The sequence below is a fragment of the Bombella saccharophila genome, from assembly GCF_026385475.1.
GTDB lineage: Bacteria > Pseudomonadota > Alphaproteobacteria > Acetobacterales > Acetobacteraceae > Bombella > Bombella saccharophila.
In genome coordinates this window covers 714,870-739,377 of the sequence record NZ_JANIDW010000001.1, presented here as the reverse complement: position 1 = coordinate 739,377, position 24,508 = coordinate 714,870, and the positions used below count along the sequence as shown (strand labels likewise).

The 24,508-nt window shown below is 52.5% G+C and carries 23 protein-coding genes and 1 tRNA gene; 17 read left to right on the top strand and 7 right to left on the bottom strand.

The features are described 5' to 3' along the window. Window positions 1-39 precede the first annotated feature (39 nt). The 6 genes from NQF64_RS03290 (at window position 40) to prfA (ending at window position 7,112) form a co-directional block, all read left to right on the top strand. A complete protein-coding gene (locus tag NQF64_RS03290; RefSeq protein ID WP_266106592.1) occupies window positions 40-1,266 on the top strand; it encodes an aspartate kinase in 1,227 nt (408 codons plus the stop codon). Continuing rightward, the gene (locus NQF64_RS03285; RefSeq protein WP_266106444.1) at window positions 1,263-2,309 is read left to right on the top strand and encodes an NAD(P)H-dependent flavin oxidoreductase; all 1,047 of its coding nucleotides are present in this window, start codon (window positions 1,263-1,265) and stop codon (window positions 2,307-2,309) included. Before NQF64_RS03290 ends, NQF64_RS03285 begins: the two co-directional genes overlap by 4 nt. 69 nt (window positions 2,310-2,378) lie before the next feature. Next, a complete protein-coding gene (locus tag NQF64_RS03280; protein ID WP_266106443.1) occupies window positions 2,379-3,584 on the top strand; it encodes a RodZ domain-containing protein in 1,206 nt (401 codons plus the stop codon). 86 nt (window positions 3,585-3,670) lie between these two features. Next, window positions 3,671-4,792, top strand: a complete 1,122-nt coding sequence (ispG, locus tag NQF64_RS03275; RefSeq protein ID WP_099027117.1) for a flavodoxin-dependent (E)-4-hydroxy-3-methylbut-2-enyl-diphosphate synthase — start codon at window positions 3,671-3,673, stop codon at window positions 4,790-4,792. Further along, window positions 4,792-6,042, top strand: coding sequence for a histidine--tRNA ligase (gene hisS / locus NQF64_RS03270; RefSeq protein WP_266106442.1), 1,251 nt, complete (start codon window positions 4,792-4,794; stop codon window positions 6,040-6,042). Before ispG ends, hisS begins: the two co-directional genes overlap by 1 nt. After that, the gene (gene prfA / locus NQF64_RS03265) at window positions 6,039-7,112 is read left to right on the top strand and encodes a peptide chain release factor 1 (protein ID WP_155573272.1); all 1,074 of its coding nucleotides are present in this window, start codon (window positions 6,039-6,041) and stop codon (window positions 7,110-7,112) included. The genes hisS and prfA overlap by 4 nt, the downstream gene beginning before the upstream one ends. 9 nt (window positions 7,113-7,121) lie before the next feature. Here prfA and NQF64_RS03260 read toward each other — a convergent pair whose 3' ends face one another. Then, on the bottom strand, window positions 7,122-7,610 hold the full coding sequence (locus NQF64_RS03260) for a hypothetical protein (protein WP_266106441.1): 489 nt from the start codon (window positions 7,608-7,610) through the stop codon (window positions 7,122-7,124). A 44-nt stretch (window positions 7,611-7,654) separates the two neighbouring features. Here NQF64_RS03260 and prmC point away from each other — a divergent pair, with 44 nt between their 5' ends. After that, window positions 7,655-8,494 carry a peptide chain release factor N(5)-glutamine methyltransferase gene (gene prmC, locus NQF64_RS03255; RefSeq protein WP_266106440.1) on the top strand — a complete coding sequence of 280 codons (840 nt, stop codon included), beginning with the start codon at window positions 7,655-7,657 and terminating at the stop codon, window positions 8,492-8,494. Window positions 8,495-8,675: 181 nt separating this feature from the next. Next, window positions 8,676-9,149, top strand: coding sequence for a DUF4167 domain-containing protein (locus NQF64_RS03250; RefSeq protein ID WP_266106439.1), 474 nt, complete (start codon window positions 8,676-8,678; stop codon window positions 9,147-9,149). Window positions 9,150-9,308: 159 nt separating this feature from the next. On the opposite strand, the gene NQF64_RS03245 is transcribed toward NQF64_RS03250, so the two are convergent. Next, window positions 9,309-9,383 (bottom strand) — tRNA-Met (locus tag NQF64_RS03245). Between the two features lie 179 nt (window positions 9,384-9,562). On the opposite strand from NQF64_RS03245, the gene NQF64_RS03240 reads away from it, so the two are divergent. Beyond that, the gene (locus NQF64_RS03240; protein WP_099027259.1) at window positions 9,563-10,765 is read left to right on the top strand and encodes a mechanosensitive ion channel family protein; all 1,203 of its coding nucleotides are present in this window, start codon (window positions 9,563-9,565) and stop codon (window positions 10,763-10,765) included. Here NQF64_RS03240 and NQF64_RS03235 read toward each other — a convergent pair. The 3 genes from NQF64_RS03235 to NQF64_RS03225 all read right to left on the bottom strand — a co-directional run bounded on the left by NQF64_RS03235 (window position 10,753) and on the right by NQF64_RS03225 (window position 14,869). Next, on the bottom strand, window positions 10,753-12,315 hold the full coding sequence (locus NQF64_RS03235; RefSeq protein WP_099027111.1) for an amino acid permease: 1,563 nt from the start codon (window positions 12,313-12,315) through the stop codon (window positions 10,753-10,755). The genes NQF64_RS03240 and NQF64_RS03235 overlap by 13 nt on opposite strands. Window positions 12,316-12,343: 28 nt before the next feature. Continuing rightward, window positions 12,344-13,870, bottom strand: coding sequence for an APC family permease (locus NQF64_RS03230; protein ID WP_266106438.1), 1,527 nt, complete (start codon window positions 13,868-13,870; stop codon window positions 12,344-12,346). Between the two features lie 129 nt (window positions 13,871-13,999). Further along, window positions 14,000-14,869 carry an undecaprenyl-diphosphate phosphatase gene (locus NQF64_RS03225; RefSeq protein ID WP_099027109.1) on the bottom strand — a complete coding sequence of 290 codons (870 nt, stop codon included), beginning with the start codon at window positions 14,867-14,869 and terminating at the stop codon, window positions 14,000-14,002. A 162-nt stretch (window positions 14,870-15,031) separates the two neighbouring features. Here NQF64_RS03225 and NQF64_RS03220 point away from each other — a divergent pair, with 162 nt between their 5' ends. Continuing rightward, on the top strand, window positions 15,032-15,490 hold the full coding sequence (locus NQF64_RS03220) for an MlaD family protein (protein WP_099027108.1): 459 nt from the start codon (window positions 15,032-15,034) through the stop codon (window positions 15,488-15,490). A gap of 11 nt (window positions 15,491-15,501) precedes the next feature. Here NQF64_RS03220 and NQF64_RS03215 read toward each other — a convergent pair whose 3' ends face one another. After that, window positions 15,502-16,566, bottom strand: a complete 1,065-nt coding sequence (locus NQF64_RS03215) for a D-alanine--D-alanine ligase (RefSeq protein WP_266106437.1) — start codon at window positions 16,564-16,566, stop codon at window positions 15,502-15,504. Beyond that, window positions 16,563-17,135 carry a DedA family protein gene (locus NQF64_RS03210; protein WP_407651791.1) on the bottom strand — a complete coding sequence of 191 codons (573 nt, stop codon included), beginning with the start codon at window positions 17,133-17,135 and terminating at the stop codon, window positions 16,563-16,565. The genes NQF64_RS03215 and NQF64_RS03210 overlap by 4 nt, the downstream gene beginning before the upstream one ends. Before the next feature lie 97 nt (window positions 17,136-17,232). Here NQF64_RS03210 and NQF64_RS03205 point away from each other — a divergent pair, with 97 nt between their 5' ends. The 7 genes from NQF64_RS03205 to NQF64_RS03175 all read left to right on the top strand — a co-directional run bounded on the left by NQF64_RS03205 (window position 17,233) and on the right by NQF64_RS03175 (window position 24,318). Next, complete coding sequence (locus NQF64_RS03205; protein WP_407651790.1) at window positions 17,233-18,261, top strand: lytic murein transglycosylase; 1,029 nt, start codon at window positions 17,233-17,235, stop codon at window positions 18,259-18,261. A 101-nt stretch (window positions 18,262-18,362) separates the two neighbouring features. After that, window positions 18,363-19,589 carry a D-alanyl-D-alanine carboxypeptidase family protein gene (locus NQF64_RS03200; protein ID WP_266106590.1) on the top strand — a complete coding sequence of 409 codons (1,227 nt, stop codon included), beginning with the start codon at window positions 18,363-18,365 and terminating at the stop codon, window positions 19,587-19,589. Further along, entirely contained in the window at window positions 19,576-20,235 is a 660-nt protein-coding gene (gene tmk, locus NQF64_RS03195) for a dTMP kinase (protein ID WP_266106436.1), read from the top strand. The genes NQF64_RS03200 and tmk overlap by 14 nt, the downstream gene beginning before the upstream one ends. Before the next feature lie 2 nt (window positions 20,236-20,237). Then, window positions 20,238-21,155 (top strand): DNA polymerase III subunit delta', encoded by a 918-nt coding sequence (locus NQF64_RS03190; protein WP_099027257.1) that lies wholly within the window; start codon window positions 20,238-20,240, stop codon window positions 21,153-21,155. A 54-nt stretch (window positions 21,156-21,209) separates the two neighbouring features. Further along, complete coding sequence (gene metG / locus NQF64_RS03185; RefSeq protein ID WP_155573262.1) at window positions 21,210-22,751, top strand: methionine--tRNA ligase; 1,542 nt, start codon at window positions 21,210-21,212, stop codon at window positions 22,749-22,751. Further along, window positions 22,748-23,533 carry a TatD family hydrolase gene (locus NQF64_RS03180; RefSeq protein ID WP_266106435.1) on the top strand — a complete coding sequence of 262 codons (786 nt, stop codon included), beginning with the start codon at window positions 22,748-22,750 and terminating at the stop codon, window positions 23,531-23,533. The genes metG and NQF64_RS03180 overlap by 4 nt, the downstream gene beginning before the upstream one ends. Further along, entirely contained in the window at window positions 23,530-24,318 is a 789-nt protein-coding gene (locus NQF64_RS03175) for an MBL fold metallo-hydrolase (protein ID WP_266106434.1), read from the top strand. The genes NQF64_RS03180 and NQF64_RS03175 overlap by 4 nt, the downstream gene beginning before the upstream one ends. Window positions 24,319-24,508: the final 190 nt, after the last annotated feature.

Below are 24,508 nucleotides of genomic sequence, written 5' to 3'. Positions count from 1 at the left end.
GATGTTTTGCCTTTTCAGGGTGCTGCGCGTACAGTCGTAATGAAGTTTGGCGGTACGTCCGTTAAAGACCTAGAGCGTATCCGCATTGTGGCAGAGAAAGTTAAAAAAGAGCGTGCGCGTGGGCAGCGTGTGGCTGTGGTTGTCTCGGCAATGTCGGGTGTGACGAACCAAATGGTGCACTATTGCCGCGACCTCGACCCGCAGGCTAATCCTGCTGAATATGACGCTGTGGTAGCGACTGGTGAACAAGTGACGAGTGGTTTGTTAGCCATTGCTTTGGAGGCGATTGGGGTGCCAGCACGGTCCTTTCAGGGGTGGCAAATCCCGTTACGGACAGATGAATCACATGGTTGTGCTGCGATTGAAGATGTGGAGGGGCGTGCTTTGCGCGCCTGTATGGATGAAGGGGTAGTGCCAGTTATCGCTGGCTTTCAAGGGGTGGATGTACATGGGCGTATTGCCACATTAGGCCGTGGTGGGTCTGATACATCCGCTGTTGCTGTAGCTGCGGCGATTAAGGCGGATCAGTGTGATATTTATACTGATGTGGATGGGATTTATACGACAGACCCGCGTATTGTGAAGCAAGCGCGTCGGTTAGAGCGTATTACCTATGAGGAAATGTTAGAACTTGCCTCTGTAGGGGCTAAGGTGCTGCAAACACGCAGCGTTGGGCTTGCCATGCGCGAGAAGGTGCATGTGCGCGTTCTGTCCTCTTTTGTCGAAACAGATGATAAGAGCGGGACGATAGTTGTAGATGAGGACGAAAGCGTGGAAAAAAAGCTGGTTACCGGGATCGCTTATTCTATGGATGATGCGAAAATTACCATTCGGCAAGTGCCAGATGAACCCGGCATCGCTGCGCGAATTTTTGGTCCTTTATCGGCAGCAGGTTTGAATATAGATATGATCGTCCAGAGCATTGGGGCGGATCGTAGCACGAATATGACCTTTACCGTAGGGAAAGGGGATGCTGCTCGGGCTAGCCAGATTTTAGAGGAAATGCGGGCAGATATTGGTTATGGGGCATTAAGTGCGTCTCATAATGTTGCTAAAATTAGTGTGGTTGGCGTAGGCATGCGCTCCAATACGGGGGTGGCGACGACGATGTTCCGTACATTGGCGGAGAAAGGGATTAATATTCAGGTGATTTCTACGAGTGAAATTAAGATTTCTGTTCTCATTGATGCAGAATATATGGAGCTGGCCATGCGTGCGTTGCACACAGCTTATGGGTTGGATGCGCCTGATGGAGTACAGGCATGAGTGAAGAGATGAAGGCACGTGCGACGTTAGACCAGCTCTGGAAGCCAGGGTGCGATTTTTTAGGAAGTCGCTACGCTATCCTTGGTGGAGCGATGTCGTGGGTAAGTGAGCGGAATTTGGTTTCTGCCATTTCCAACGCGGGGGGCTTTGGCGTAATTGCCTGTGGGGCGATGGAGCCGGAGCGTTTGGAAGAAGAGGTTGTCGCTACTCAGGCGCTAACGGATAAACCATTTGGTGTGAATCTCATCACGATGCATCCGAAGTTGGATGCGTTGGTGGATGTGTGCTTGGCCCGCAAGGTTAGTCACGTTGTATTGGCAGGCGGGGTGCCAAGTGGGGCAACAATCCGCCGTGTGCGTGATGGTGGGGCACGGGCTATAGGTTTTGCGCCAGCTTTGGCCTTGGGGAAACGCTTGGTCAAGCTGGGGATTGAGGCTCTGGTGATTGAAGGGTCTGAAGCAGGGGGGCATGTTGGCCCTGTCTCGCTGAATGTTCTTGCTCAAGAGATATTACCGAATATCACCGAGGTGCCAATTTTTGTTGCTGGTGGATTGGGGCGCGGGGATGCGGTTCTTTCGTACCTGGAGCAAGGGGCGGCTGGCGGCCAATTTGGGACGATTTTTGCGGCATCGCAAGAGAGTATTGCCCATGAGCGTTTTAAACAGGCCTTTCAGCGTGGTAATGCGCGTGATGCTGTGATGTCTGTGCAGTTGGATGAGCGTTTCCCTGTTATACCGGTGCGGGGCTTGGCTAATGCGGCGACACGTCATTTTATGGCTCATCAGGCTGATGTGATCGAGCGTTTCCGTAAAGGTCAGATTGAGCGCGAAGCCGCACAATTAGAGATAGAGCATTTCTGGGCTGGGGCATTACGCCGCGCTGTGATTGAAGGCGATGTCGAAAATGGCTCGATGATGGCAGGTCAATCTGTCGGGATGGTTAAGGAAATACGCCCCGTTGCTGATATTATTGCGACTTTGGTTGAGCAGGCTGTTACAGCTTTGCAAGAACGTGAGAGGCGGCTTCATCCAAACCGAGGTTGATCGACATAGGGTGACTATTGGATCATTCATCAAGCAGTGAAGTGGGGCAAGTAAAGGGAGCAAGTGGGCATGACAGAAGCGACAACGGGACAAAATACAGCCGGACAGCCATCTGTGACACTTGGTGCCCGTTTACGGGGCCGGCGTATGGAGCGTGGTTGGAGCTTAGAGCAGGTTGAATCGCATCTCAAAATGCGGCGTGCAACCTTACAAGCGATTGAAGGGGAGCGTTATTCTGAGCTGCCCGATAAAGTCTATGCTCTTGGCTTCATCAAGAGTTATGCTCATTTTTTGGAGCTTGATGTCGCGAGTATTATGGAGCAGGCCGAGCGAGAGCTGGCTTCCTTTGTCCCTAAACGGCAAACTGTCCAAGTAGAACTTCCCGGCCCGCACGAGGGACGCTCCGCTGGGTTGTGGGGGTTATTAGGTGTTGGGCTAGTTGTTATAATTGGGGGATATGCCGGCTGGTATCATTTCTACTCCCATGGGGAACTTGCTTCGTCTCTTTTACCGGCGCATGTGGCTGATAGTCATGATGCTCAGCCTGTAGATCATAAAGAGGGTGGGGCTGTTGCGACGTCCTCAGGAGAGACATCGACAGGCTCCGTAGGGGGGGACCAAACCGCTCCTTTGCCGCAGGTCACAGCGCCGAGTACAACGCAGGATGAGGGGCCGAAGCAGGATAATGTTGCAAAAGATACCCCTGACCTCGCCCCCGCACCGGAGGTCATCTCACCGGGGGCAGAGCCTAATAATGTAGCAGGGGACCATATGGGCGGTCAGGATGCCGCGCATCCATCACTTGAGAAAGGCCAAGCTGCTGAGTCTAGCGGTCCTGTGGTGCCTGCCCCAATGCCGTCTGTCCAATCTCAGGATGTAACGCAACCGCCCCCTCCTTCTGCTCAGCAGGCTGTGCAACCGCCAGCTGCTCCTGTTCAGGCACAACCGGCTGCTTCATCTGATGAAAATACGGTGGCAATTGTGGCCCATGAGGATAGCTGGGTGCAGATCAGTGATGCAACGGGTAAAGTCCTAGTGTCACGTCTCCTAAAACCGGGCGAAACATGGCAGGGGACAGCCGGAGCGAGTTATCGCATCACCTGTGGTAATGCGGGGGGTGTTGTTTTTCAGACAGGGAATGTTGTAAGCGCACCTTTAGGGCAGCGTGGACGGGTTGTTCGGAATCTGGTTGTTGATGCTACTGCCATAACACAAGGTCGTTATGGTTATGGCTCTGTTATAACAGGGGCAGCACCCACGCCAGAGGGGCACTAATAAACGTCGCCGCGTATTGTGCTTGCTTTTCCCTAAAGCAAGTAGGTTAATCATGGGTCGCAGACTGGCGACCCGGAGAGGTTTTAATGAGCAGTTTACGTCCTTATCAGCATATTGAGCGCCGTAAGTCACGGAAGATCTATGTTGGTGATGTTGCCGTTGGTGGTGATGCGCCGGTCTCGGTGCAGACCATGACCAATACACTCACGACGGATATTGAAGGTACAATTGCTCAGATCCGCAAAGCTGAGTTAGCTGGCGTGGATATTGTGCGTGTATCTTGTCCTGATGTTGCCAGCACAGAGGCTTTAAAAACCATTGTGGAAGAGGTAAACGCACCGATCGTTGCGGATATCCATTTCCACTATAAACGGGCTATTGAGGCTGCCGAGGCGGGGGCCGCTTGTTTGCGGATTAATCCGGGGAATATCGGCAGTGCGGAGCGTGTGCGCGAGGTTGTAAAGGCAGCGCGTGATCATGGTTGTTCCATTCGTATTGGGGTCAATGCTGGCTCTTTGGAGCGTCACCTATTGGAGAAATATGGTGAGCCAAAGCCGGAAGCCCTTGTCGAAAGTGCGTTAGAGCATGCGAAGATTCTTCAGGATCATGATTTTCATGAGTTTAAAATCAGCGTGAAGGCTTCGGATGTCTTTATGGCGGTGGAAGCCTATAAGCAGCTTGCTGCTTGTTGTGATCATCCGCTTCATATTGGCATTACAGAGGCCGGGTCTAAACGTGCTGGGACGGTGAAATCCGCACTAGGGCTTGGTAATCTCCTTTGGGCTGGCGTGGGTGATACGATGCGTGTCTCACTATCTGCCCCTCCAGAGGAAGAAGTGCTGGTTGGGTGGGATATTCTCAAATCCCTTGGTCTGCGTCATCGTGGGGTGAAGATTATTTCATGCCCGTCTTGTGCGCGGCAGGGCTTTAATGTGGTGGAAACTGTCCAGACGTTGGAGGATCGGTTGCAGCATATTAAAACACCGTTGACACTCTCCATCATTGGTTGTGTGGTTAATGGCCCGGGTGAGGCTTTGATGACCGACATTGGGGTGACGGGCGGTGGCTCTGGTCGCCATATGGTCTATGCTGCGGGTAAGCAGGACCATACAATGCCTGCTGAGAATATGATTGAGCATATTGTCCAGCTGGTAGAAGCACGCGTGGAAGCGATAGAGGCTGGCACAGCGGAGAAGGCCGCACATTAATGGCACGTTTGCAACCCCCGCGCGGGACAAAGGACCTTTTAGGCGAGGATATGCGCCGCCATCAGCAGGTGATTGACGCTGGGCAGACAATCTTCCACCGCTATGGTTTTCGCCAATGGGCAACGCCTATTTTTGAGGACACGGCCGTTTTTGCGCGCTCCTTAGGGGAAAGCTCGGATGTTGTCTCTAAGGAGATGTACACATTTGAGGATCGCGGTGGTGAGAGCCTCACCTTACGTCCAGAAGGGACAGCGGGGGTTGCACGGGCGTTAGTCTCCAATGCGTTGACGCAAGCCCTCCCGCAGAAGATTTTCTATACGGGGCCGATGTTCCGTTATGAGCGTCCACAAAAAGGCCGTTTTCGCCAGTTTCATCAAATTGGGGCGGAGCTGATTGGGGCGGAGAGTGCTTTTCGGGATGCAGAGATTATCGCCATGGCGCGGGATTTTCTGGTCTCGCTTGGCTTGGGTGGTGACCTTACGCTGGAGCTAAATACGCTGGGCGATAAAGCGAGCCGTATGGCATGGCGGGAGGCGCTGGTCGCTTATTTTCGTCAGCATGAAGAGCGTCTCTCGGAAGAGAGTCGGGCACGGCTTGCGCTGAATCCTTTGCGCATTTTGGATAGTAAGGCCGAGCAGGATAAAGCCCTCTTAGCGGATGCCCCTGCGTTTGATGATTTCCTTAATGAGGATTCTCGTCATTTCTGGCAGGAGTTGAAGGCGGCCTTAGCGGCTTTTGGCGTCGCATTTGTGGAGAATCCCCGCATTGTGCGTGGGTTGGATTATTACAGCCATACAGTCTTTGAGTTCGTCACGGATAAATTGGGCGCACAAGGGACGGTGTTGGCTGGTGGTCGTTATGAAGGATTAGTGGAGGAGATGGGCGGCCCTGCCGTGCCGTGTATCGGTTGGGCTGCGGGGATTGAGCGTCTTGCGGCATTAATTGCCCCCCCTGCGGAGGAGGTGAGCGATGTTGCGATTCTTCCTATGGGAGATACAGCCTTGCTCAAGGCGGCGTCTCTTGCCCGCACATTGCGTGACCATGGTTTCTCCCTTGCGATAGAGACGCGAGGGAATATGAAGAAGCGGATGGATCGCGTTGTGCAATCCGGGGCATCTCATGTTCTTTTCCTCGGTGATGATGACCTCGCTCGTGATGTGGTGCAGTTGCGTCATCTGGCCACACGGGAGCAAGAGGAAGTCCCCATTGGGCAGCTTGTTGAGGCTTTGGAGCGCGCTCGGAACTCATGAGCACGGCGATTGAGCATAAGCTAGAGCTGATTATTGCTCGTTTTGAGGAATTGCAGGCTCTCATGGCCTCTGGTGAGGTGGAGGGAGAGGCTTTCTCCCGTCTATCGCGTGATTATGCGGCGATGGAGGAGCCTGTTGCGGCGATTCGGGCATGGCAAGAGGGGCAGAAACGTCTCAAAGAGGCGCAAAGCCTTTTGCAAGATCCGGAGATGAAAGAGCTTGCTCAGCAAGAGTTAGAAGAGGTCGAGGCGGAAATGCCCGCTTTGGAGCAGGCGATGCAGCTTGCACTGCTCCCTCGCGATGATGCTGATGAGCGTAGCGCGATTTTAGAGGTTCGACCCGCTGCTGGTGGGGATGAGGCGGCTCTTTTCGCTGCAGAATTATTTGAGGCTTATCGCCGTTTTGCTGAAAATAACGGCTGGCGTTTTGAGGTCATGTCCCTCACAGAGAGTGAACTTTCTGGCATGAAGGAGGGGATGGCGACCATCACAGGGCGCGGCGTGTTTGCACGGTTTAAGTATGAATCTGGTGTGCATCGGGTTCAACGTGTCCCTGCGACAGAGAGCCAAGGCCGGATACATACCTCCACTGTTACAGTCGCTGTTCTGCCAGAGGCGGAAGAAGTGGATGTGGAGGTAAATGAGGAAGATTTACGGATTGATGTGTATCGTGCCTCCGGTGCAGGGGGACAGCATGTGAATAAGACTGAAAGTGCTGTCCGTATCACACATTTACCCACGGGTGTTGTCGTAGCGATGCAGGAGGAAAAGAGCCAGCACCGCAATAAGGCCAAGGCAATGCAGATTTTGCGCGCTCGTCTTTATGAGGCAGAACGCCAAAAAGCCCATGAGAACCGCGCGGCAGATCGTAAGTCCCAAGTGGGGACGGGGGATCGCTCGGAGCGGATTCGGACCTATAATTTCCCCCAAGGGCGCGTGACGGACCACCGCATCAATCTGACCCTTTATAAGATTGCTCAGGTAATGAGCGGAGAGTTTGGTGAGATTGTCAATGCGCTCACCCATCATGAGCAGATGGCCCTTTTGGCGGAGGAAATTGGCCAGCCTTAATGGTCGCGATTAGCTGTTGGAGGTAATACAGCGGGAGGAAGGGCCATTGCGATGCTCAGCGGCGGTGGGGTCATCCTCATCCATCAAGAAGAAATCTTTAAACTCTTCTGTGCCGATGGCTTCGTAATAATGCCCATCGGGGTTATGGAGGACGCCTTCCCCACTTACTGAGTGCGTTACAGCATGGCCATCACGCATAATGGTGATTGTACCGCACAGGCTGTAAGGCAGGTCCGTCCGGCCTAAAGGGAGTGGAATAATAGCGGAATCATCAGCATGGGCGAGGTCGAGATGGAAGGTCGCTGCAAGCTGTCCATTTACATAAAGGCGTGATTCTTCGGATAATTCATCCGAGGCGCGGCCATCATGGACGGTAAAACTCCCTCCCGTTGGGCCATCGGGCATGGGGGGTGTTGTGGCACTCCATGCCGAGGCGGTGAGGATGAAACCGCCTAAAGAGGATAAGAGTACGGAACGGAGGTACGGGCGTATGGTCATGTTATCCTCCCAAAAAAGACAGGTGAGCCGCCGGAGATGATGTTATGCGTAAAATAGACCTTTTACGGCACGCCGTGGAGAGGCTTTCTCTCGCAGGGATTGAAGATGCTAGCGCTGAGGCACGTTTATTGCTTTGCTGGGCGTGTGAATGTACGCCGCTGGAGCTTATGCAGCTTACGGAGATTGAGGCTGCACCTGTGGATCGTTTTTCCACCGCGCTGGAGCGGCGATGTGCGCGGGAGCCTATGGCCTTCATCACGGGGGAGCAGGGCTTTTGGACGTTGGATGTCTCCGTCTCACCAGAGACGCTCATCCCACGCGGGGATAGTGAGAGCCTAATTGAGGCGTTATTGGCGCATAAGCCAGAGCGTGAGTCTGTACGCTCGATTCTGGATATAGGGACAGGGACGGGTTGTTTGCTCTTGGCTGCTCTCAGTGAGTATCCGCAAGCGTGGGGATTGGGGGTGGATATTACACCCCAAGCTGCACAATTAGCCCAGCATAATGCGCGGCGGAATCACTTAGCAGAGCGAGCCGCTTTTATCGCAGGCTGCTGGGCAGAGGCGGTGAAGGGGCCTTTTGATGTGGTGCTCTCTAACCCGCCATATATTGAGCATGAGGCCATGGCACAGCTCATGCCGGAGGTTCGGCAGTATGAGCCACATCGTGCTTTAGATGGCGGAGATGATGGGCTAACCGCCTATCGTGCTTTATGCAAAAGCCTACCGCATTTATTGGCAGAAGATGGCTGTGCAATTTTAGAGCTAGGGATAGGCCAAGCCGAGGCCGTAACCTTATTGGCAGAGGCCGAGGGGTTAAAGCGTGTAGCGTGCCGGAAAGACCTTGGAGGGATAGAACGTGCGTTGGTTCTTACCTTTTCGTAGGAAAGCAGTTGGCTTATGCGTTAATGCCTGGTAGATTGCGCTCTGTTAAAGAGAAAGAGGCGCGATATGGCGTAGAGATGTCCATTGCCTCTTCGTTATGGTGTTTCTTCCGACTGTAGAGAAGAAATAACGAATTAGCTGCTTTAATGCACCGTTTTGAAAAGATTGCGGGTTTAAAAATATGAAGCGAATGAGGAACCGTCATCATCGTGCAGGCGGGGGCGGGGGAACGTCCCGCGGCAATAATGGTCAGATTCCTCTGAACCGGAACCATGTGTTCGAGAGTCACGGGCCGGATTTGCGTATTCGTGGCACAGCTCAGCAGCTTTTTGAGAAATATCTTCAGCTAGGGCGCGATGCGACCGGCACGGGGGACCGTGTGCAAGCGGAGGCCTATTTCCAACATGCGGAGCATTATTTCCGTGTTTTGAATGCGATGAATCAAGCCGCACAAGCTGCTCAGCAAGAGCGTGCCGAGCGGCAGCGCAATTATGAGCAAGCACGGCAAGAACGCCGCGATGCGCGGGAGCGCAGGGAACAGGATGAAGATGATTCTGCCCCTGTAGCGAGCAGCAGTGAACGCCGCCCGACAGAACGGCGGAGACGTGCTGAACGCCATGAGGAAGAGGCCGAGGCTCAGGATGATGATGAGTGATAGAGCCTCAGTTTAGGGGGTGATGTAAAGGCAGATTGGCTTTTTAAGCTAATCTGCTTTTTTATTTGGTTTGAGAGTAGTTAGAGCAGTACCACGCAACACCATTTTATCTAAGACGGAGTAGAGGGTGCATCATACTATATTATATAGGAAGGAAGATGGTAGCGGCGGACGGATTTGAACCGCCGACCAAGGGATTATGATTCCCCTGCTCTACCGCTGAGCTACGCCGCCATCACGTTTTCGCAAGTCTCTGCTCACGATGGGTGTGCTTTTATGGCAAGCTGGTGGGGGAGTCAACACTCTGGGGGGTGGCTTTACGTTTTTTCCGTCTTTTCTATGTTATTTCGCTTGATGGCCTGTTATTTTCCCTCATGCGAGAGCCTAGCCTTATCAGTAGGGGATGCGCCTTTTTGTCTCAGCATTTTACAGACGCTTTATTCACCTTCAGCAGTGCGCTGTCATGGTTGCCGCCTGCACTCGTATCAGTGTTGATGCTGGTTATTGTGGGGCTTGCGGCCTTTTATTTAGGCTATGGGGCCAGTGCGTTAATTCTACGCATCCCAGGGACCCGTAGTGGGGCGATGATTCGCAATACCGTTAGTGCATTGCGGCGTCCTATGCAGGTTATGGTTACGTTGTTGGCTTTGATTACGGCCTTGCCAGCAGCGACAGGATTTTCTTACGAGCAAGAGCAAGACCTTCGTCTCTTTTTGTTCTTTTTATTGATATTAGTATTAGGCTTTTCGCTTATTATCACGTTTCGTTTGATGTCAGAGGCGTATCTTAACCGCTTAGAGCGGCTAGATTATGCAGATGACATCATGGCGCGTGCCCATCAGACGCAAATTAAAGTATTGCGGCGGCTGGGGGAGATTCTGATAGGCCTTATTACGGTTGCTTCAGCGTTAATGCTCTTCCCTTCGGTGAAGCAATATGGGGTCTCTCTCTTCGCCTCGGCTGGTGCAGCGTCTTTGATTGTCGGTTTATCAGCCCGTGGCTTGCTTACAAATCTTATCGCTGGGGTACAAATCGCCATTACTCAGCCTATCCGTATGGAAGATTTGGTTGTGATTAATGGGGATTGGTGCTGGGTGGAGGAAATAACGGCCACCTATGTGGTGCTGCGCGTCTGGGATTGGCGGCGGCATATTGTGCCTATCTCTTATTTTCTTGAAAATCGTTTTGAGAATTGGACCCATAATTCCGCAGCAATTACAGGGGTTGTATTTCTTTGGTTGGATTATGACGCCCCAATGGATGAAATCCGCACTGTTTTGCGGGAAATTGTGCGGGGCTGCCCCCTATGGGACGGTAAGGTGTTTGATGCTCAGGTCGCTGATTGTACAGATCAAGCCATTTCTGTGCGTATCATTGCCAGTGCGCGCAATGCGATGCAAAGCTGGGATTTACGCTGCGATATTCGGGAGAAGGCTATTGCCCATATTCGGGAGCATTTCCCACAAGCCCTGCCACGGCGGCGTGTGGCATTTGTCTCTCCCGAGACAGGGGCAAAGTTGGACATAACAGACCCCGACACATTGCTCTCACCCCCCATACATTGTCCCCCGCCGGGCAGCTATAGGGGGCCGGGGAGTGAGGCTCACTCTGGGTGAGATGATGTCCCTTGCCCTTGAGGGCGTGATGGGGCCATGAGGGAATTATGATAGCCGTAAAAACGATAGGTTAAGGCCCCGACGAGAAGATAACCCACCAATAAAAGGACGGGTACGGGATTACCACCTAGAAGGGCATGAATCATATTGAAGAGCAATGGGAGGATCATCACGAGGCAGAAGATGATCCCTAAAACTGGGGTAATTCCAATCCAAAAACCACGGATGCGGATTCCCCCTAAAGGCACGCGGAAAGGACGTTTAGTTTCAGGTGCGTAATTGCGTTGCCAAATGACGGTAAAGCAGACCATCGCAAAGGCAAGAGCTGTACCGAGGGATACGAGGTCGCTGATAATATCAATAGGGAGGGTCGCCGTCATAAGGGCAATAATCCCACCCATAATGAAAGTTCCACGCGCGGGGGTGCGATAACGGGGATGTATCTCGCTAAAGATGCGGGGGATTAATCCATCACGACCTGTTGTGAGGAGAATGCGGGATTGTCCATACATCAGGCCAAGCAACACGGAGGAGAGGCCAATTGTTGCCCCGCCATTAACTAAGAGAGCAAGCCACGGCTTGCCCATAACTTGCGTTGCTATGGCGAGGGGGTCTGCCACATCGAGCTTAGCGTAAGGGACGATTCCTAAAAGGACAGCGGCCACAGCAACGTAGATGACGGTGCAGATGAGCAAACTACCAATAATCCCTATGGGGATATCACGTGTTGGGTTGCGTGCCTCGGAGGAAGCGGTAGAGACAGCCTCGAAGCCGCCATAGGCAAAGAAGATAATTGAGGCTGCCCGGAAGATGCCGGCCACACCGAAATGAAAATGCGCTTGAGCTGGGGGGATAAAAGGGGTCCAATTTGCCGGAGTGACATAGCCTATCCCGATGATGAGAAAGAGGAATAACACACCAATTTTTAAGGCGACGACAAGGGAGTTAAAGCGTGCGGATTCCTCCACCCCTCGCGCTAATAAAGCCGTCACCAAAATGACGGAGAGAAACCCGATGAGGTCGAGCCTCCATCCCGCTGTTAGGGCCGTACCTTCGGAACCGGGAACAGGTTGTAGGCTGGTGTGGGTTAGCCATAAGGGGAGTTGGATATGAAAGATACCCAGAAGGGAGTTCATATAGCCTGAAAGACCCGCTGCTACAGCCGTGCAGGAAATGCCATATTCCAACAACATGAGCCAGCTAATGTTCCACGCTGCTCTCTCACCCATAGAGATATAAGCATAGGAATAGGACGAGCCAGATACAGGAAAGGTTGAAGAAAGCTCCCCATAGCAAAAGGCAGTAAAGAGGCAGGCCGCTGCGGCAATCAGGAAGGAGAGTAGGACGGCCGGGCCTGCATACTCCGCTGCTGCGGTACCGGTCATGACATACACACCCGCCCCAACGGTTGTACCAACCCCCATTAGCAGTAATTGGGTAGCCGTTAGGCTGCGCTTAAGCGTAACAGAATCATTCTCTGCCGTAATTTGGTGCATAGTTTTCCGCCGTGGATCACGACGTTTAGCCGGGTGATGAGAGTGCTTAGGCATAAGAGTAAGGGGTCATCCAGTAATGGCGTCAGAGCTGATGATTACGAGGGTGATGGGGTGATTTTTGGTTCATAGTAGAGTTATGCCGTCCATAAAAGAGATAGGTACATACACCCAGCGCGGCATACAGGATGAAAAAGAGTAACGGGATGAGATTACCATTAAGCGTCGAGCGCGCTATGTTTAGCCCGAGGGGTACTAGCATACAAAGGCAAAAGAAAATTCCCAATAAAGGGGTGACGCCGAGCCAAATACCACGGATGTAAAAGGCTCCAAAAGGTACTTGGAAAGGCCGTGGTGCCTCTGGGTCCTGATTACGTTGCCAAATGACGGTAAAGCAGACCATGGCAAAGGCTAAGGTTGTTCCAATACAAAGGAGGTCCCCAAGGAGGGCAATGGGCATGGTGGCACTCATGACACCCATGAGGAGCCCAAGCAATAATGTGGCTAACCATGGCGTTTTAAAATGCGGATGCACAATGCTGAAAACACGTGGCAATAAGCCATCATGGCTAATGGCATGGACCATGCGAGAAATAGCGTAAAGCAAGCCAATCATGACTGAGAAAAGCCCGATGGTTGCCCCTGTATTAATGAGCAAAGCTAACCACGGTTTATGGATGAGTGTAGTCGCCACGGCTAAAGGGTCTGCCCTATCAAGGAGGTGATATGGAGCGACTCCTAAAAGAACAGCGGCAACGGTTACATAGACAATGGTGCAGATAATGAGGCTACCAATGATGCCAATAGGCACATCACGCGTTGGGTTGCGGGCTTCTGCCGCGGCGGTGGAGACGGTCTCAAAGCCGCCATAAGCAAAGAAGATGATAGATGCTGCCCGAAAAATCCCTGCAATGCCGAAATGGAAGTTCCCTTGCGAGGGGGGAATGAAAGGGTGCCAGTTGGTCGGGGTGATATAGAAAATTCCAACCCCGACAAAGAGGGCAAGCACAGCAATTTTGATGCAGACAAAAGCCGTATTAAACCGTGCGACAGCCTCGATCCCGCGTGTGAGGATAAGGCTGATAAGGAGCATAACAAGCAGCCCCGGCAGGTTAATGCTATGGTGAAAAGCTAAAAGCCCATTTGTAGAATGTGGAATGGATTGAAAGGTTGTTTGGGTAATAATAGCGGGAAGATGAATGCCAAAATTTTCCAATAACGAATTGAGATAACCCGAAAAACCGGCGGCAACTGCCGTGCCAGCAATGCCATATTCCAACAAGAGAAGCCAGCCGATCACCCACGCCATTCTCTCCCCCATAGAGAGATAAGCGTAAGAATAGGCCGAGCCGGAAACGGGGAAGGTTGAAGCTAACTCCCCATAACAAAGAGCAGCAAAGAGGCAAGCCGCAGCGGCAATAAGGAAGGAGAGCAGTACAGAAGGCCCTGCATATTCAGCTGCAGCTGTACCGGTGATGACATAAACCCCTGCTCCAATCGCTGTGCCAACCCCAAGGAGGAGGAGTTGTGTGGCCCCGAGGCTGCGCTTTAGATTATGCTGCTCGCCTGTGGATTGTATTTGAGCAAGTGTTTTACGCCGGGCTTTATTCATTATAGTGACTGCTGAGCATGGGGTGAGGCGAATCCTGTATGACACTCTAAAAACGGTATGATACCGGAATGTTTCTTTCATGGCCCGTCAGAGCTGATTTGTAAATTATGGGACGTCTTTTTTCTGTCTTTAAGGGTGAAAATACAGCCAGACGCCGCTGCTAATACCCGCAATGAGACAATAAATCCCAAAGCCAGTGAGCGTATGTTGGCTCTCTTCTTTAAAGAAGCGCAGTAGCAAACGTGAGCAGATCAACGCCGTAATCCCTGCAACAATGGCACCTAGGAGGGATTGTTCAATCACCATAGTGGTGAGATGCACATGGCGGAGTTGCCACGCCTCTTTTGCTGTAGCAGCGAGGATAATGGGTTGGGCCATAAGCAGAGAGAAGCGCGCAGCAGTGAGATGGTCTAACCCACGCATAAGCCCGCCATTGATGGTCGCACCAGAGCGCGAAAGACCTGGGAAGAGGGCTAAACACTGCCAGATGCCAATAATGAAAGCATCCTTATTGGTTAGTGTTTTTAATGTAGAGGAGTCGTTAGAGTGGTCATGTAGGCGGTGTAAGGCACGACGGCGCATGGCTTCTGTAAAGATGAGCAAAAGGCCATTGAGGGTAAGAAAGCCAGCTACCATCAGGGGGCTAGCAAAAATATGACGGAAATGATGCTCAAATACTCCGCCGATGAACACCGCTGGCAGTGTTGCGACCACGAGCAAGCCGCATAAACGTACAGCTTGAGCGCGCGCTTGGGGCGTTTGATGTGGTGCAAAGAGGCCAGAGAGGATCATGCGCCAATCGCTCCAAAAAACATGGGCAAGCGCAACCAGCGTGCCAACATGCAGCATGGTCAAAAAGGGAAGAAAGATCGCGCTATGTTCATCTAAGGGCCAATGGAGCAAAGCAGGAAGAATGACAGCATGGCCCAAACTACTAACGGGAAAAGGCTCCGTAATACCTTGAAGGATAGCGAGGATAAGAGCCTGAAACATTGTCATAGGGGAACCATTATTTATGCTGAATGGACGAGGTTAGCGGGAAAATATGCCCTACCGCTGGCGGAGCGTAGAAGGACGTGATAACCTAAATTTATTATATGTTATCAAGTCCCTTATCTTGCTGTAATAATAGCAGAAGGGAGATGGGATTTCGAGGTGTCTATGCAGGCAATGGTTAAAGGGCGTGGTGGGGCTTTTATCGCCAGTAGCTGTGTTCTTGTGCTTGCCTGTGTGTTTTTGGTCTATGGGCTGGGGCTGCTCAAGGGGCCTGGGCGTCACATGGTTACTTATCATGCCATATTTAGTTCCTCTAATGGTCTGTCTAGGGGGGCGGATGTGGACCTCGCTGGGGTGACAGTCGGGCGTGTAAAAGCAATTACACTTAACCCAGAGACAGCGGTTGTGGATGTCTCATTTGTTGTAGAGGACCGCTTAAAATTACCCTCCGATACGGCTGTTGGCATTGGGGCCCCGACCGTGGGGGGGGATAATGCCTTGCAGATCATGCCTGGTAAGGCGACCCAGACTTTACCTGCTGGGGCTGTGATTATGGATGCTAGGCCTCTTCTTTCTCTAGAGCAGCAGATCAGCAATTATATCTTCGGTACTGGGCAGCTATAAAACGGCACGGGTTAATCGTTGGTGGGATAGGACGCCAGTAAGCGCCTTTGTTTTAACCAAGAACGTAAGGTGCCGAGGAGGCCCGTACTCTTCCAGCCTTGTTTTTTCTTTGCTGCTCCGATGAGGAAGGCTTGGCGATAATGGTAGAATTGGGTGGAATAGGCTTCTGCTAAGGTTGTCCTGCGGTCCCAAATATGGATGGCCTCTGAGCCGACACCATTAATCTCGATGATCTGAAAATCCCTTCCTTCGCGAAGAGCTTCTGGGGAGAGGACTTTAAGGTCAATCCGCCCGAAATGAAAATCAGGTATATCGCGCATAATTGTGCAGATTCGTTCTTCCAAAGCGGGGGTGATGTCTTGTTTGCCGTTGCGGAAGATGGACCCTTTGCAATGGTTTCCTGCAAAAAGCAAAGACAATGTCTCGCCCGCTGGAAGAATATTATTTTCCCGCCCCTTAATACGCGGCAGATATAATTGAGGAATTTGCCCCATACGGGGGTCTTGGAGGATGAGCTCTTTTAATGTGGAGTGTCCATCGCCTGTGAGAAGGGGGGCCTCTTTATAAGTAAGAGAGGTGATACGTCCTCTTTCTTCATCAGGATGACGAATATAGAAAATACCAATCTCTGCTGGATAGGTGATAAGTTTTTGTACCATCAAGGTCACCCCGGTAGGGAAAAGAGGTAGGACATTTTGGAGCATTTCCCGAGAGGTGATGAGCTTTACGCCCGTTCCGTTGCAGCCAATATCGGGCTTCAATACGAAGGGGTAGGTAATTTCTAATGAATCCAAAGCGACAAGTACTTTTTCAAAGGCCTGAGCGTTATTTTGGATGACACGGTAAGGGGCAATGACCTGTTGTGCGATGGGGCCTGCGAGATCGAGAATGGAGCTTTTGCTCTCGCCGCATAGTCCCCCTGTCTCAATCCGTGGGTTTGCTGCGGTAGAAATTGTTAGATCACGATAGCGCAACCCCATAAAAAACCAATAAAGCACAATAGGTGTATAAAAGATTTTATCGGGCCAGAATTCGAATAGTGACAAAGAGGTATGATGGTCAGAATCAAAGGTCATGAATTATGACTTCCACGTTGAAGATGGCCGATTAAACGTCCCATTGCAAAAATACAAAGCACAAAACCCGCAATCCCAGCCCAACGCCACCCGCTTTTATGGGCAAGGAGCCATCCGCTAATATGCAGGGAGAGAAGAAAAAGCAAACTTGTCCAAACAAGCGTCGCAGCGATGGCTGTGAGTGCAAAAGCACAAAAAGGAGCACGAAAAAACCCGCAAGCCGTGTAAAGGGGAAGGCGTACACCAGGGATAAAACGCGCAATAGCGACGACAGCAATGATGTTACGCGAGAACCATGTACGGGCTTGTTCCTCACTCGGTAAGGTAAGAAAACGGCGGAGAAATACCCATCGGCTGCCAGCTAGGCCAAGGCCATAAAGGCCTACATCGCCCACAATCACCCCTAAATACAAACTTAATAAGGCGGCTATGATGGAAATATCACCATTTTTAGCAGCTGTTGCTGCTAAGACGGTTGCAACATCCTCGAGGATAAACGTACCAAGGATGATAGAAAATGCTTTCAGCCAGAGCGGCTGGGACGCCATAATGGCACTGAGACGGATCACAAAGAACGGCCTTGACTGTGAATGAGCGGAGTTGTGGCACGAAACTGACCGTGCTGCAATTATTACAAGCGCAGAACGTGAGAATAAGGTTTCTTACATGAGAAGGAAAAGTGCGGTGACGCATAGAGTAATAAGCAGACGTGGCTTCCTGACAACAACAATGCTTGGGGCAGCGGCGTCCAGCATACCAGCATGGGGACGTGGTGATTCGTACGCTGCCTTTTTGCAAGGGGTACAGCAGCAGGCTCTTACAGCGGGCGTGCCTTCTGATGTCGTTTCAGCGGCGCTTACCCTCACGACTCAGCCAAATCAGGAGGTTTTGCGGCTGGATCGTCATCAACCTGAATTTACGATGACATGGGCGCAGTATCGTCAGCGTGTCATTAGCTCATCGCGCATAGAGCAAGGACGGCAGGTTTATCAACGCGTTAAGGGCACAGTTAGTGCGCTAGCTGCGCGGTTTGGCTGCGATGAATCGAGCGTTATGGGTATATGGGGTTTGGAGTCTGGCTTTGGGGCTAAGCAAGGGCGGTTTAATGTGATCGATGCTCTTGCCACGCTCGCTTATGATGGACGCCGGGCCGCTTTCTTCCGCAGTGAACTGTTAAAAGCCCTGCAAATTCTTGGCCAAAGAGCGATAGCCCCTGCGCGTATGATGGGGAGTTATGCAGGGGCGATGGGACAGCCGCAATTCATGCCGAGTGCTTATCTGCGTTATGGTGCTGATGGCGATGGTGATGGCAAATGCGACATTTGGACCTCTGAGGCCGATGTCTTTGCCTCTATTGCGAATTATTTAGGCCGGTCTGGCTGGCAACGTGGGGAGTTGTGGGGAGAGGAGGTGAGTGTTCCCTTGGGGAATCATGGGCACTTCCAACAAATCGCTGTGACAAAATCTCGCCATGCGTCTGTCCATCCCGTGGGGACGTGGGCTGCTTTAGGGGTACGACCTGTGCAGTCATCGGGCTTTTTAGCACCGCAAGCTGAGGGTAGTTTGCTTCAACCTGATGGGCCTGGTGGACAAGCCTTCCTTATTTATCGTAATTTCCGAGCGATACGAGCTTATAATCCGTCCGATTATTACGCATTAGCGGTTGGGATTTTGGGCGATCAAATTACCCGTTAAGATGTGTTACCGGGTATGGCATGATGGTTTCTTAAAAGAGGGTTTTGCCATGTGGCAGGGCCTATAGCGCGGGGATTGACGTGCAGACAAGACGTTCTCTTATGGGTGGAGTGGCAGGTTTTTCAGCCTGTTCCTTACTGGCATTATCACGGCTAGGGCATGCCAAAGGGGCGGGGCAGCCGGGGCACCCGGTAGCGCAAAACTCCTCCCCCTCTATACAGGCAGCAAGTATGTCTGATTCGGCAATGGGGGATGCCATAACCCCTATGGGACCGATGCCGACTTCCGCGCGCTGGGCATATATTCTTGATAGTACGACCAACACCGTGCTGCTCAGCCGCAATGCGGAAGAACGTATGCCGCCATCATCCCTAACAAAGATGATGACGGCCTATGTTGTTTTTGCCTTTCTTGCCTCTGGTCGTATTAGGATGGAGCAGACATTCCCCGTGAGCCATAAAGCGTGGCGGATGGAAGGCTCGCGCATGTTCGTGCCGCTGGGGAGTTCTGTCAGCGTGGAGGATTTGATCCGCGGCATGCTCATCCAGTCGGGTAACGATGCTTGCGTGGTCTTAGCGGAGGGGATTGCTGGCTCTGAGGAACGATTTGTTACCTTGATGAATGAGGCCGCTCGTCGCATTGGCCTTCATAATTCCCATTTCATGAATGTGACCGGCTTGCCTGCGGATGGTCATTATATGTGCGCGCGGGATGTGGCTGTGTTAGCGCAGCATCTTATCCATGATTTTTCCCGTTATTATCATTTCTTTGGGGAGAAGGAATTTACCTTTAATCATATTCGTCAAGGCAATCGAAATGTCCTTGTCGATAAAGGTTTGGCCGATGGTCTAAAAACCGGCCATACAGATGCGGGCGGTTTTGGGCTTTGTGCGAGTTCGGAACGTAATGGCAATCGCATTATTGTCGCTATTAACGGGACTTCTTCCACCAATGAGCGCGCTCATGAAGGTGAGCGTTTGATGAGCTGGGCTTTTTCTAGTTTTGAGACAGTTAAGTTCCTAAGCCGTGGGCAGGTGGTCGAGCCTAAAGCCGCTGTTTGGATGGGGGAGCATCGTAGTGTGGCCCTTGCCGTGGCGGAGGATGTCAGTTTGACGATTCCTGTTGGCTGGTCCTCGAAGGTGCAAATTAGCGTGGATTATCCATCCCCGATTGCCGCCCCCATTGTCGCAGGGCAGAAGTCCGGCCATGTATCGGCTGGGTTGCCCGGTCAGCCGCGTGTATATTCTCCTCTTTACGCAGTAGAGGCTGTGGCAGAGCTGGGCGTTGTGGGGCGGCTTATGGCACGGTTTGGCCATGCACCGGAGTGAACATCCCGGTATCTTCATCACGCTAGAAGGTGGGGAAGGCGGGGGTAAAACCACACAATCCCACCTCCTGAGTGAGCGTTTGCGGGCGGATGGATGGCGCGTTTACCAAACACGCGAGCCCGGTGGTACCCCTGCGGCGGAAGCCTTGCGGAATCTTCTCCTTTTTGGCGAGGCGGAGTTTTGCTGGCAGGCCGAGATAATGGCGCATATGGCAGCTCGAGCGGACCATCTCGCCAAAGTGATTCACCCCGCCTTAGCTGAGGGGCAGATTGTGGTGTGTGATCGGTATCACGATTCCACATGGGCGTATCAAGGTTACGGGATAGGCCAGAAGAAGCCGGAGGTTTTAGCCTTCATCAATGCGTTGCGTCAGCTTGTTGGTGGGGAGCCAGACCTGACCTTATGGTTGGACCTCCCTTGTGAGGTCGCTCATAAACGTATCGCACAACGTGGGGGCAAGCTGGACCGTTACGAGGGCCAGCAAGTGGCTTTTCATGAGCGCGTGCGTGAAGGCTTCCAGGCTATGGCTGAGCGCGATTTGGAGCGTATTATTCGGGTGGATGCAGAGCCTTCAGAGGTAGAGGTACAAGCCCGTCTATATGAGGTTGTGACCCAATATCTCGCCCAAAAGAGGGGAGCATCGTGAGCCTGCCAGAACCGCGACAGGCCGCGCGTTTATGGGGGCATGAAGCGGCTGTACAACGGTTTGAGGAGTCGTGGCAGTCTGGGCGTTTGCATCATGCGTGGTTGATTTCTGGCCCAGCAGGGGTGGGGAAGGCGACTTTGGCCTTTCATCTTGCGCGTAAATTATTGGGGGGGAGTGACCTAAATAGCCCTGCCGGGCGGCGCATCTCCGCTGGTACACATGGGGATTTGTTGGAGATTGCTCGTAAGATTGACCCGCGCAAAGGGCGGTTGAAGGGTGAGATTACGGTTGCAGAGGTCCAGCCGGTACAGACGTTTCTTCATCATACCGCTACAGAGGGCGGGTGGCGCGTTGTGATTGTAGATGGGGTGGAGAGCTTAAATCGCTTTGCGGCGAATGCGCTGTTAAAGATTCTAGAAGAACCTCCCCCTAAGGCTGTGTTATTTTTGACAACATCAGCTCCCGGCGCGTTATTGCCTACGCTGCGGAGCCGTTGTCGGCCTTTAATGCTTTCTGGCTTGGATGAGCAGGCCATGCGAGCCTTGATTCCCGATATATCTGCCGATTTGTTACGCCGCGCTCATGGCTCCCCGGGGCGTGCGCTCTTTTTGGCGCAAGATCGTGATGGCTTATGCGCGGGCTTGGTTGAGCAAGTGATGGCAGGCACGGCTATGGATTCCGAGATGTGGGAGCGTGTTAAGCAGATTGCGCGCGAAGGGGAGGGCTTTGCTCTTTTTTGTGATTTGTTTAGTGAGGCTTTAGCCACGCAAGCGCGGGATGCGGCGATGGAAGGCAACAGCCTACAAGCCGCAGAGTGGGCGGAGCGTGTTCGTCAGCTAGCGCAACTGCGCCAGCAGACAGAACGCTTTAACCTTGATAAAGCAGAAGCACTCCGAGAAGCCCTTGCTCTAGCCCCCTAAAGGCTGGCAATAACAGGTGGCAGTATAAAGACTTGAAGCGAGATAGGACGGCTTATGACGCGGCGTTTTACCATCACGACCCCCATTTTTTATGTGAATGGCGCGCCACATATTGGCCATGCCTATACCTCTATTGCGTGTGATGTCATTGCACGTTTCCATCGGTTAGATGGCCAAGAGGTGTTGTTTGTCAGCGGGACGGATGAGCATGGTCAAAAGGTGGAGCAAAGCGCAAAAGCGCAGTCTGTTCCGCCGCAAGAGTTTGCTGATCGTATCTCCCAAAGCTTCCGTCAGATGCAGCGTGATATGGCGGTGCAGACTGATGAGTTCATCCGCACGACAGAGCCGCGCCATAAAAAGGCCGCCCAAGCATTATGGGAAAAAGTGGCGGAAAATGGCCATATCTATTTGGATGCTTATGAGGGGTGGTACTCCACACGCGATGAGATGTTCGTGGGCGAGGATGAGATTACCAAACATCCCGATGGCAGCCGGACAGCTCCCTCTGGGGCTCCGCTAGAATGGGTGCGGGAGCCTTCTTACTTCTTCCGCCTGTCTGACTTCCAAGACAAATTATTGGCGTTATATGAGGAGAATCCCGACTTTATCGGCCCTCATGGGCCAAAGCGAGAAGTGATTAGCTTTGTAAAGCAGGGTCTGCGGGACCTCTCCATCAGCCGGACGAGCTTTAAATGGGGCATTGAGGTACCCGGCGATGCGGACCATGTCATGTATGTGTGGTTCGATGCTTTGGCGAATTACCTCACCGCCGTGGGCTATCCTGATATGAAGGACCCGCGGCATGTGCATTGGCCAGCGGATGTGCATGTGGTGGGTAAGGAGATTATCCGCTTCCATTGCATTTATTGGCCTGCCTTCCTCATGGCCGCAGGTTTGCCCTTGCCTAAGCGTGTCTTTGCCCATGGATGGTGGACCGTTGAAGGCGAGAAAATGAGCAAATCGCTTGGTAATGTGTTGGACCCCAAAGCCCTTGCTGATGAGTTCGGGCTAGACCAGCTGCGCTTCTTTTTAATGCGGGAAGTCCCCTTTGGAGGGGATTCTAACTTTAGCCGCCGGTCGCTCATTACGCGGATGAATGTCGAATTAGCCAATGACCTCGGCAATCTTGCTCAAAGAACACTCAGCCAGATTGCGCGTAATCTTGATGGTGTGTTGCCAGAGCGTGGCGCATTGCAGGAAGATGATGAGCATATTTTAGCACAAGCCAGCCTTCTGCCCTCTATGACGCGTGATTATATCGGGCGTTTGGCCATTAGTGATGCGTTGGAGGAGATTTGGAAACTCATCCGTGAGGCGAATGCGTATATTGATAGGCAAGCCCCTTGGGTGTTGAAGAAGGAAAATCCCGCCCGCATGGCTGATGTATTGCGCGTGTTGGTCGATGTTATCCGCACAGTGGCGACTTTGCTCCAACCTTATATGCCTGATACGATGGCGAAGATGCTCGACCAGCTAGGGGTTGAGGAGGCTGAGCGTTGTTTTAAAGCGTTGGAAACACCCCTCCCCGGCGGGCGGGTGTTGCCAAAACCGCAAGGGCTATTCCCGCGCTTTGTGGAGGATGAAAAAGGCGCATGAAGGGGCTGATTGATACCCATTGCCATTTGGACCGGCTAGAGGACGTGCCAGCCGCTTTGGAGTTTGCGCGGCATCATGGGTTAGCGGGGATGATTACGATTGGCACGCGCTGGTCAGAGCGGGCGCGCCAACTGGCTTTAACCGCGCATGATAGCCCGGAGCTGCGTGTGTGGTGTGCGTTGGGGACACATCCCGACCATGCCCATGAGGAGGCCCTCCCTAGTCTTGATGAGATGCTCACAGCCCTTGAGGCCCCGCAAGTTGTGGCGATTGGGGAATCTGGGTTGGATTATTTCCACGGGACAGAGGCGGTGAAGCCTGCGCAACAAGCCTCTTTTCGCCGTCATATCGAGGCCGCGCGGGTAACGGGTTTGCCGTTGGTGATTCATACGCGCCAAGCTGATGATGATACGATTGCTATCTTGCAGGATGAGCATGAGAAAGGGGCGTTCCCTTTCTTAATTCATTGTTTTGCCTCTGGGGCGAAGCTTGCTGAGGCGGCTTTGGCGTTGGGGGGGTATCTTAGCTTCTCTGGTCTTTTGACCTTTAAAAAATGCGAGGAAATCCGCGAGGTCGCGCGTCATGCCCCTGAAGATCGGCTTTTGGTGGAGACTGATAGCCCCTTCTTGGCCCCTGTGCCTAAGCGTGGCAAGCCCAATACGCCGGGTTATGTTGTGCATACGGCGCAGCGTTTGGCTGAGGAGCGTGGGATGACGATGGAGCAGCTTGCGGCAGTGACGCGGGCTAATACGCAGCGTCTTTTTACAAAGAGTGCTGCATGAAGGTGACAATCCTCGGTTGTGGTGGCTCGGCCGGTGTCCCGATGATTGGGGGTGCTGAAGGAGCTGCTACGGGGATATGGGGCGTGTGTGACCCTGCTAATCAGCGGAATTATCGGTTGCGCTCTTCTATTGTGATAGAGCATGAGGGGTTTCGTCTGTTAGTCGATAGCGGGCCAGACCTCCGCCAGCAGATGCTTCATAATGGGCTGACACATATTGATGCAGTCTTTTACACCCATGCACATAGTGATCATATCGCAGGGTTAGATGAATTACGGGCGGTGAATCGCGTGATTGGCCGTCCCATCCAACTGTTAGCGAGCCAGGCGGTATTGAGTGAATTGCGGCAGCGTTTCTCTTACGCTTTTCGCCCGTGGGAGGGCGGTAATTTCTATTGCCCGGCTTTTGACGTACGAGAGGTCCCAGATTATGGCCCCGTTAGTCTTGGCCCTTTAACAGGCCATATCTTCCCGCAGAAGCATGGTTGGACGAGGAGCCTCGGCCTTAGGGTAGGGGATTTTGCTTATTGCACTGATGTCGAGAGCTTTCCCCCTGAATCCCTTACGGTTTTGCAGAATCTATCCATGTGGGTGGTAGGGTGCTTTCAACGGAAGGCTCATCCCTCTCATGGGTGGGTAGGGCGCGTGTTGGAGTGGCGTGAACAACTCCGCCCTCGTCATACAGTCTTGACCCATATGGGGCCGGATATGGATTATGAGTCCCTTTGCCGTTTATTGCCAGAGGATGTAAGGCCAGCATGGGATGGCATGGTGCTGTCTCCTTAAATGTTTCAGCACCATGGGGTTAGATGATGTTTATTGTCCCAGTGTTATTCTGGCGGATAAGGCTGCGGGTACGTTACTTTGTTAGCGGGGCCGGGCGGCTGAGGACGGCCACGTTTGCCACATGCATTTAGCCCTAAGAGTAAACTTCCCCCCACAAAGGTAAGGACGCTTAACTTAATGAGTGTCGTGC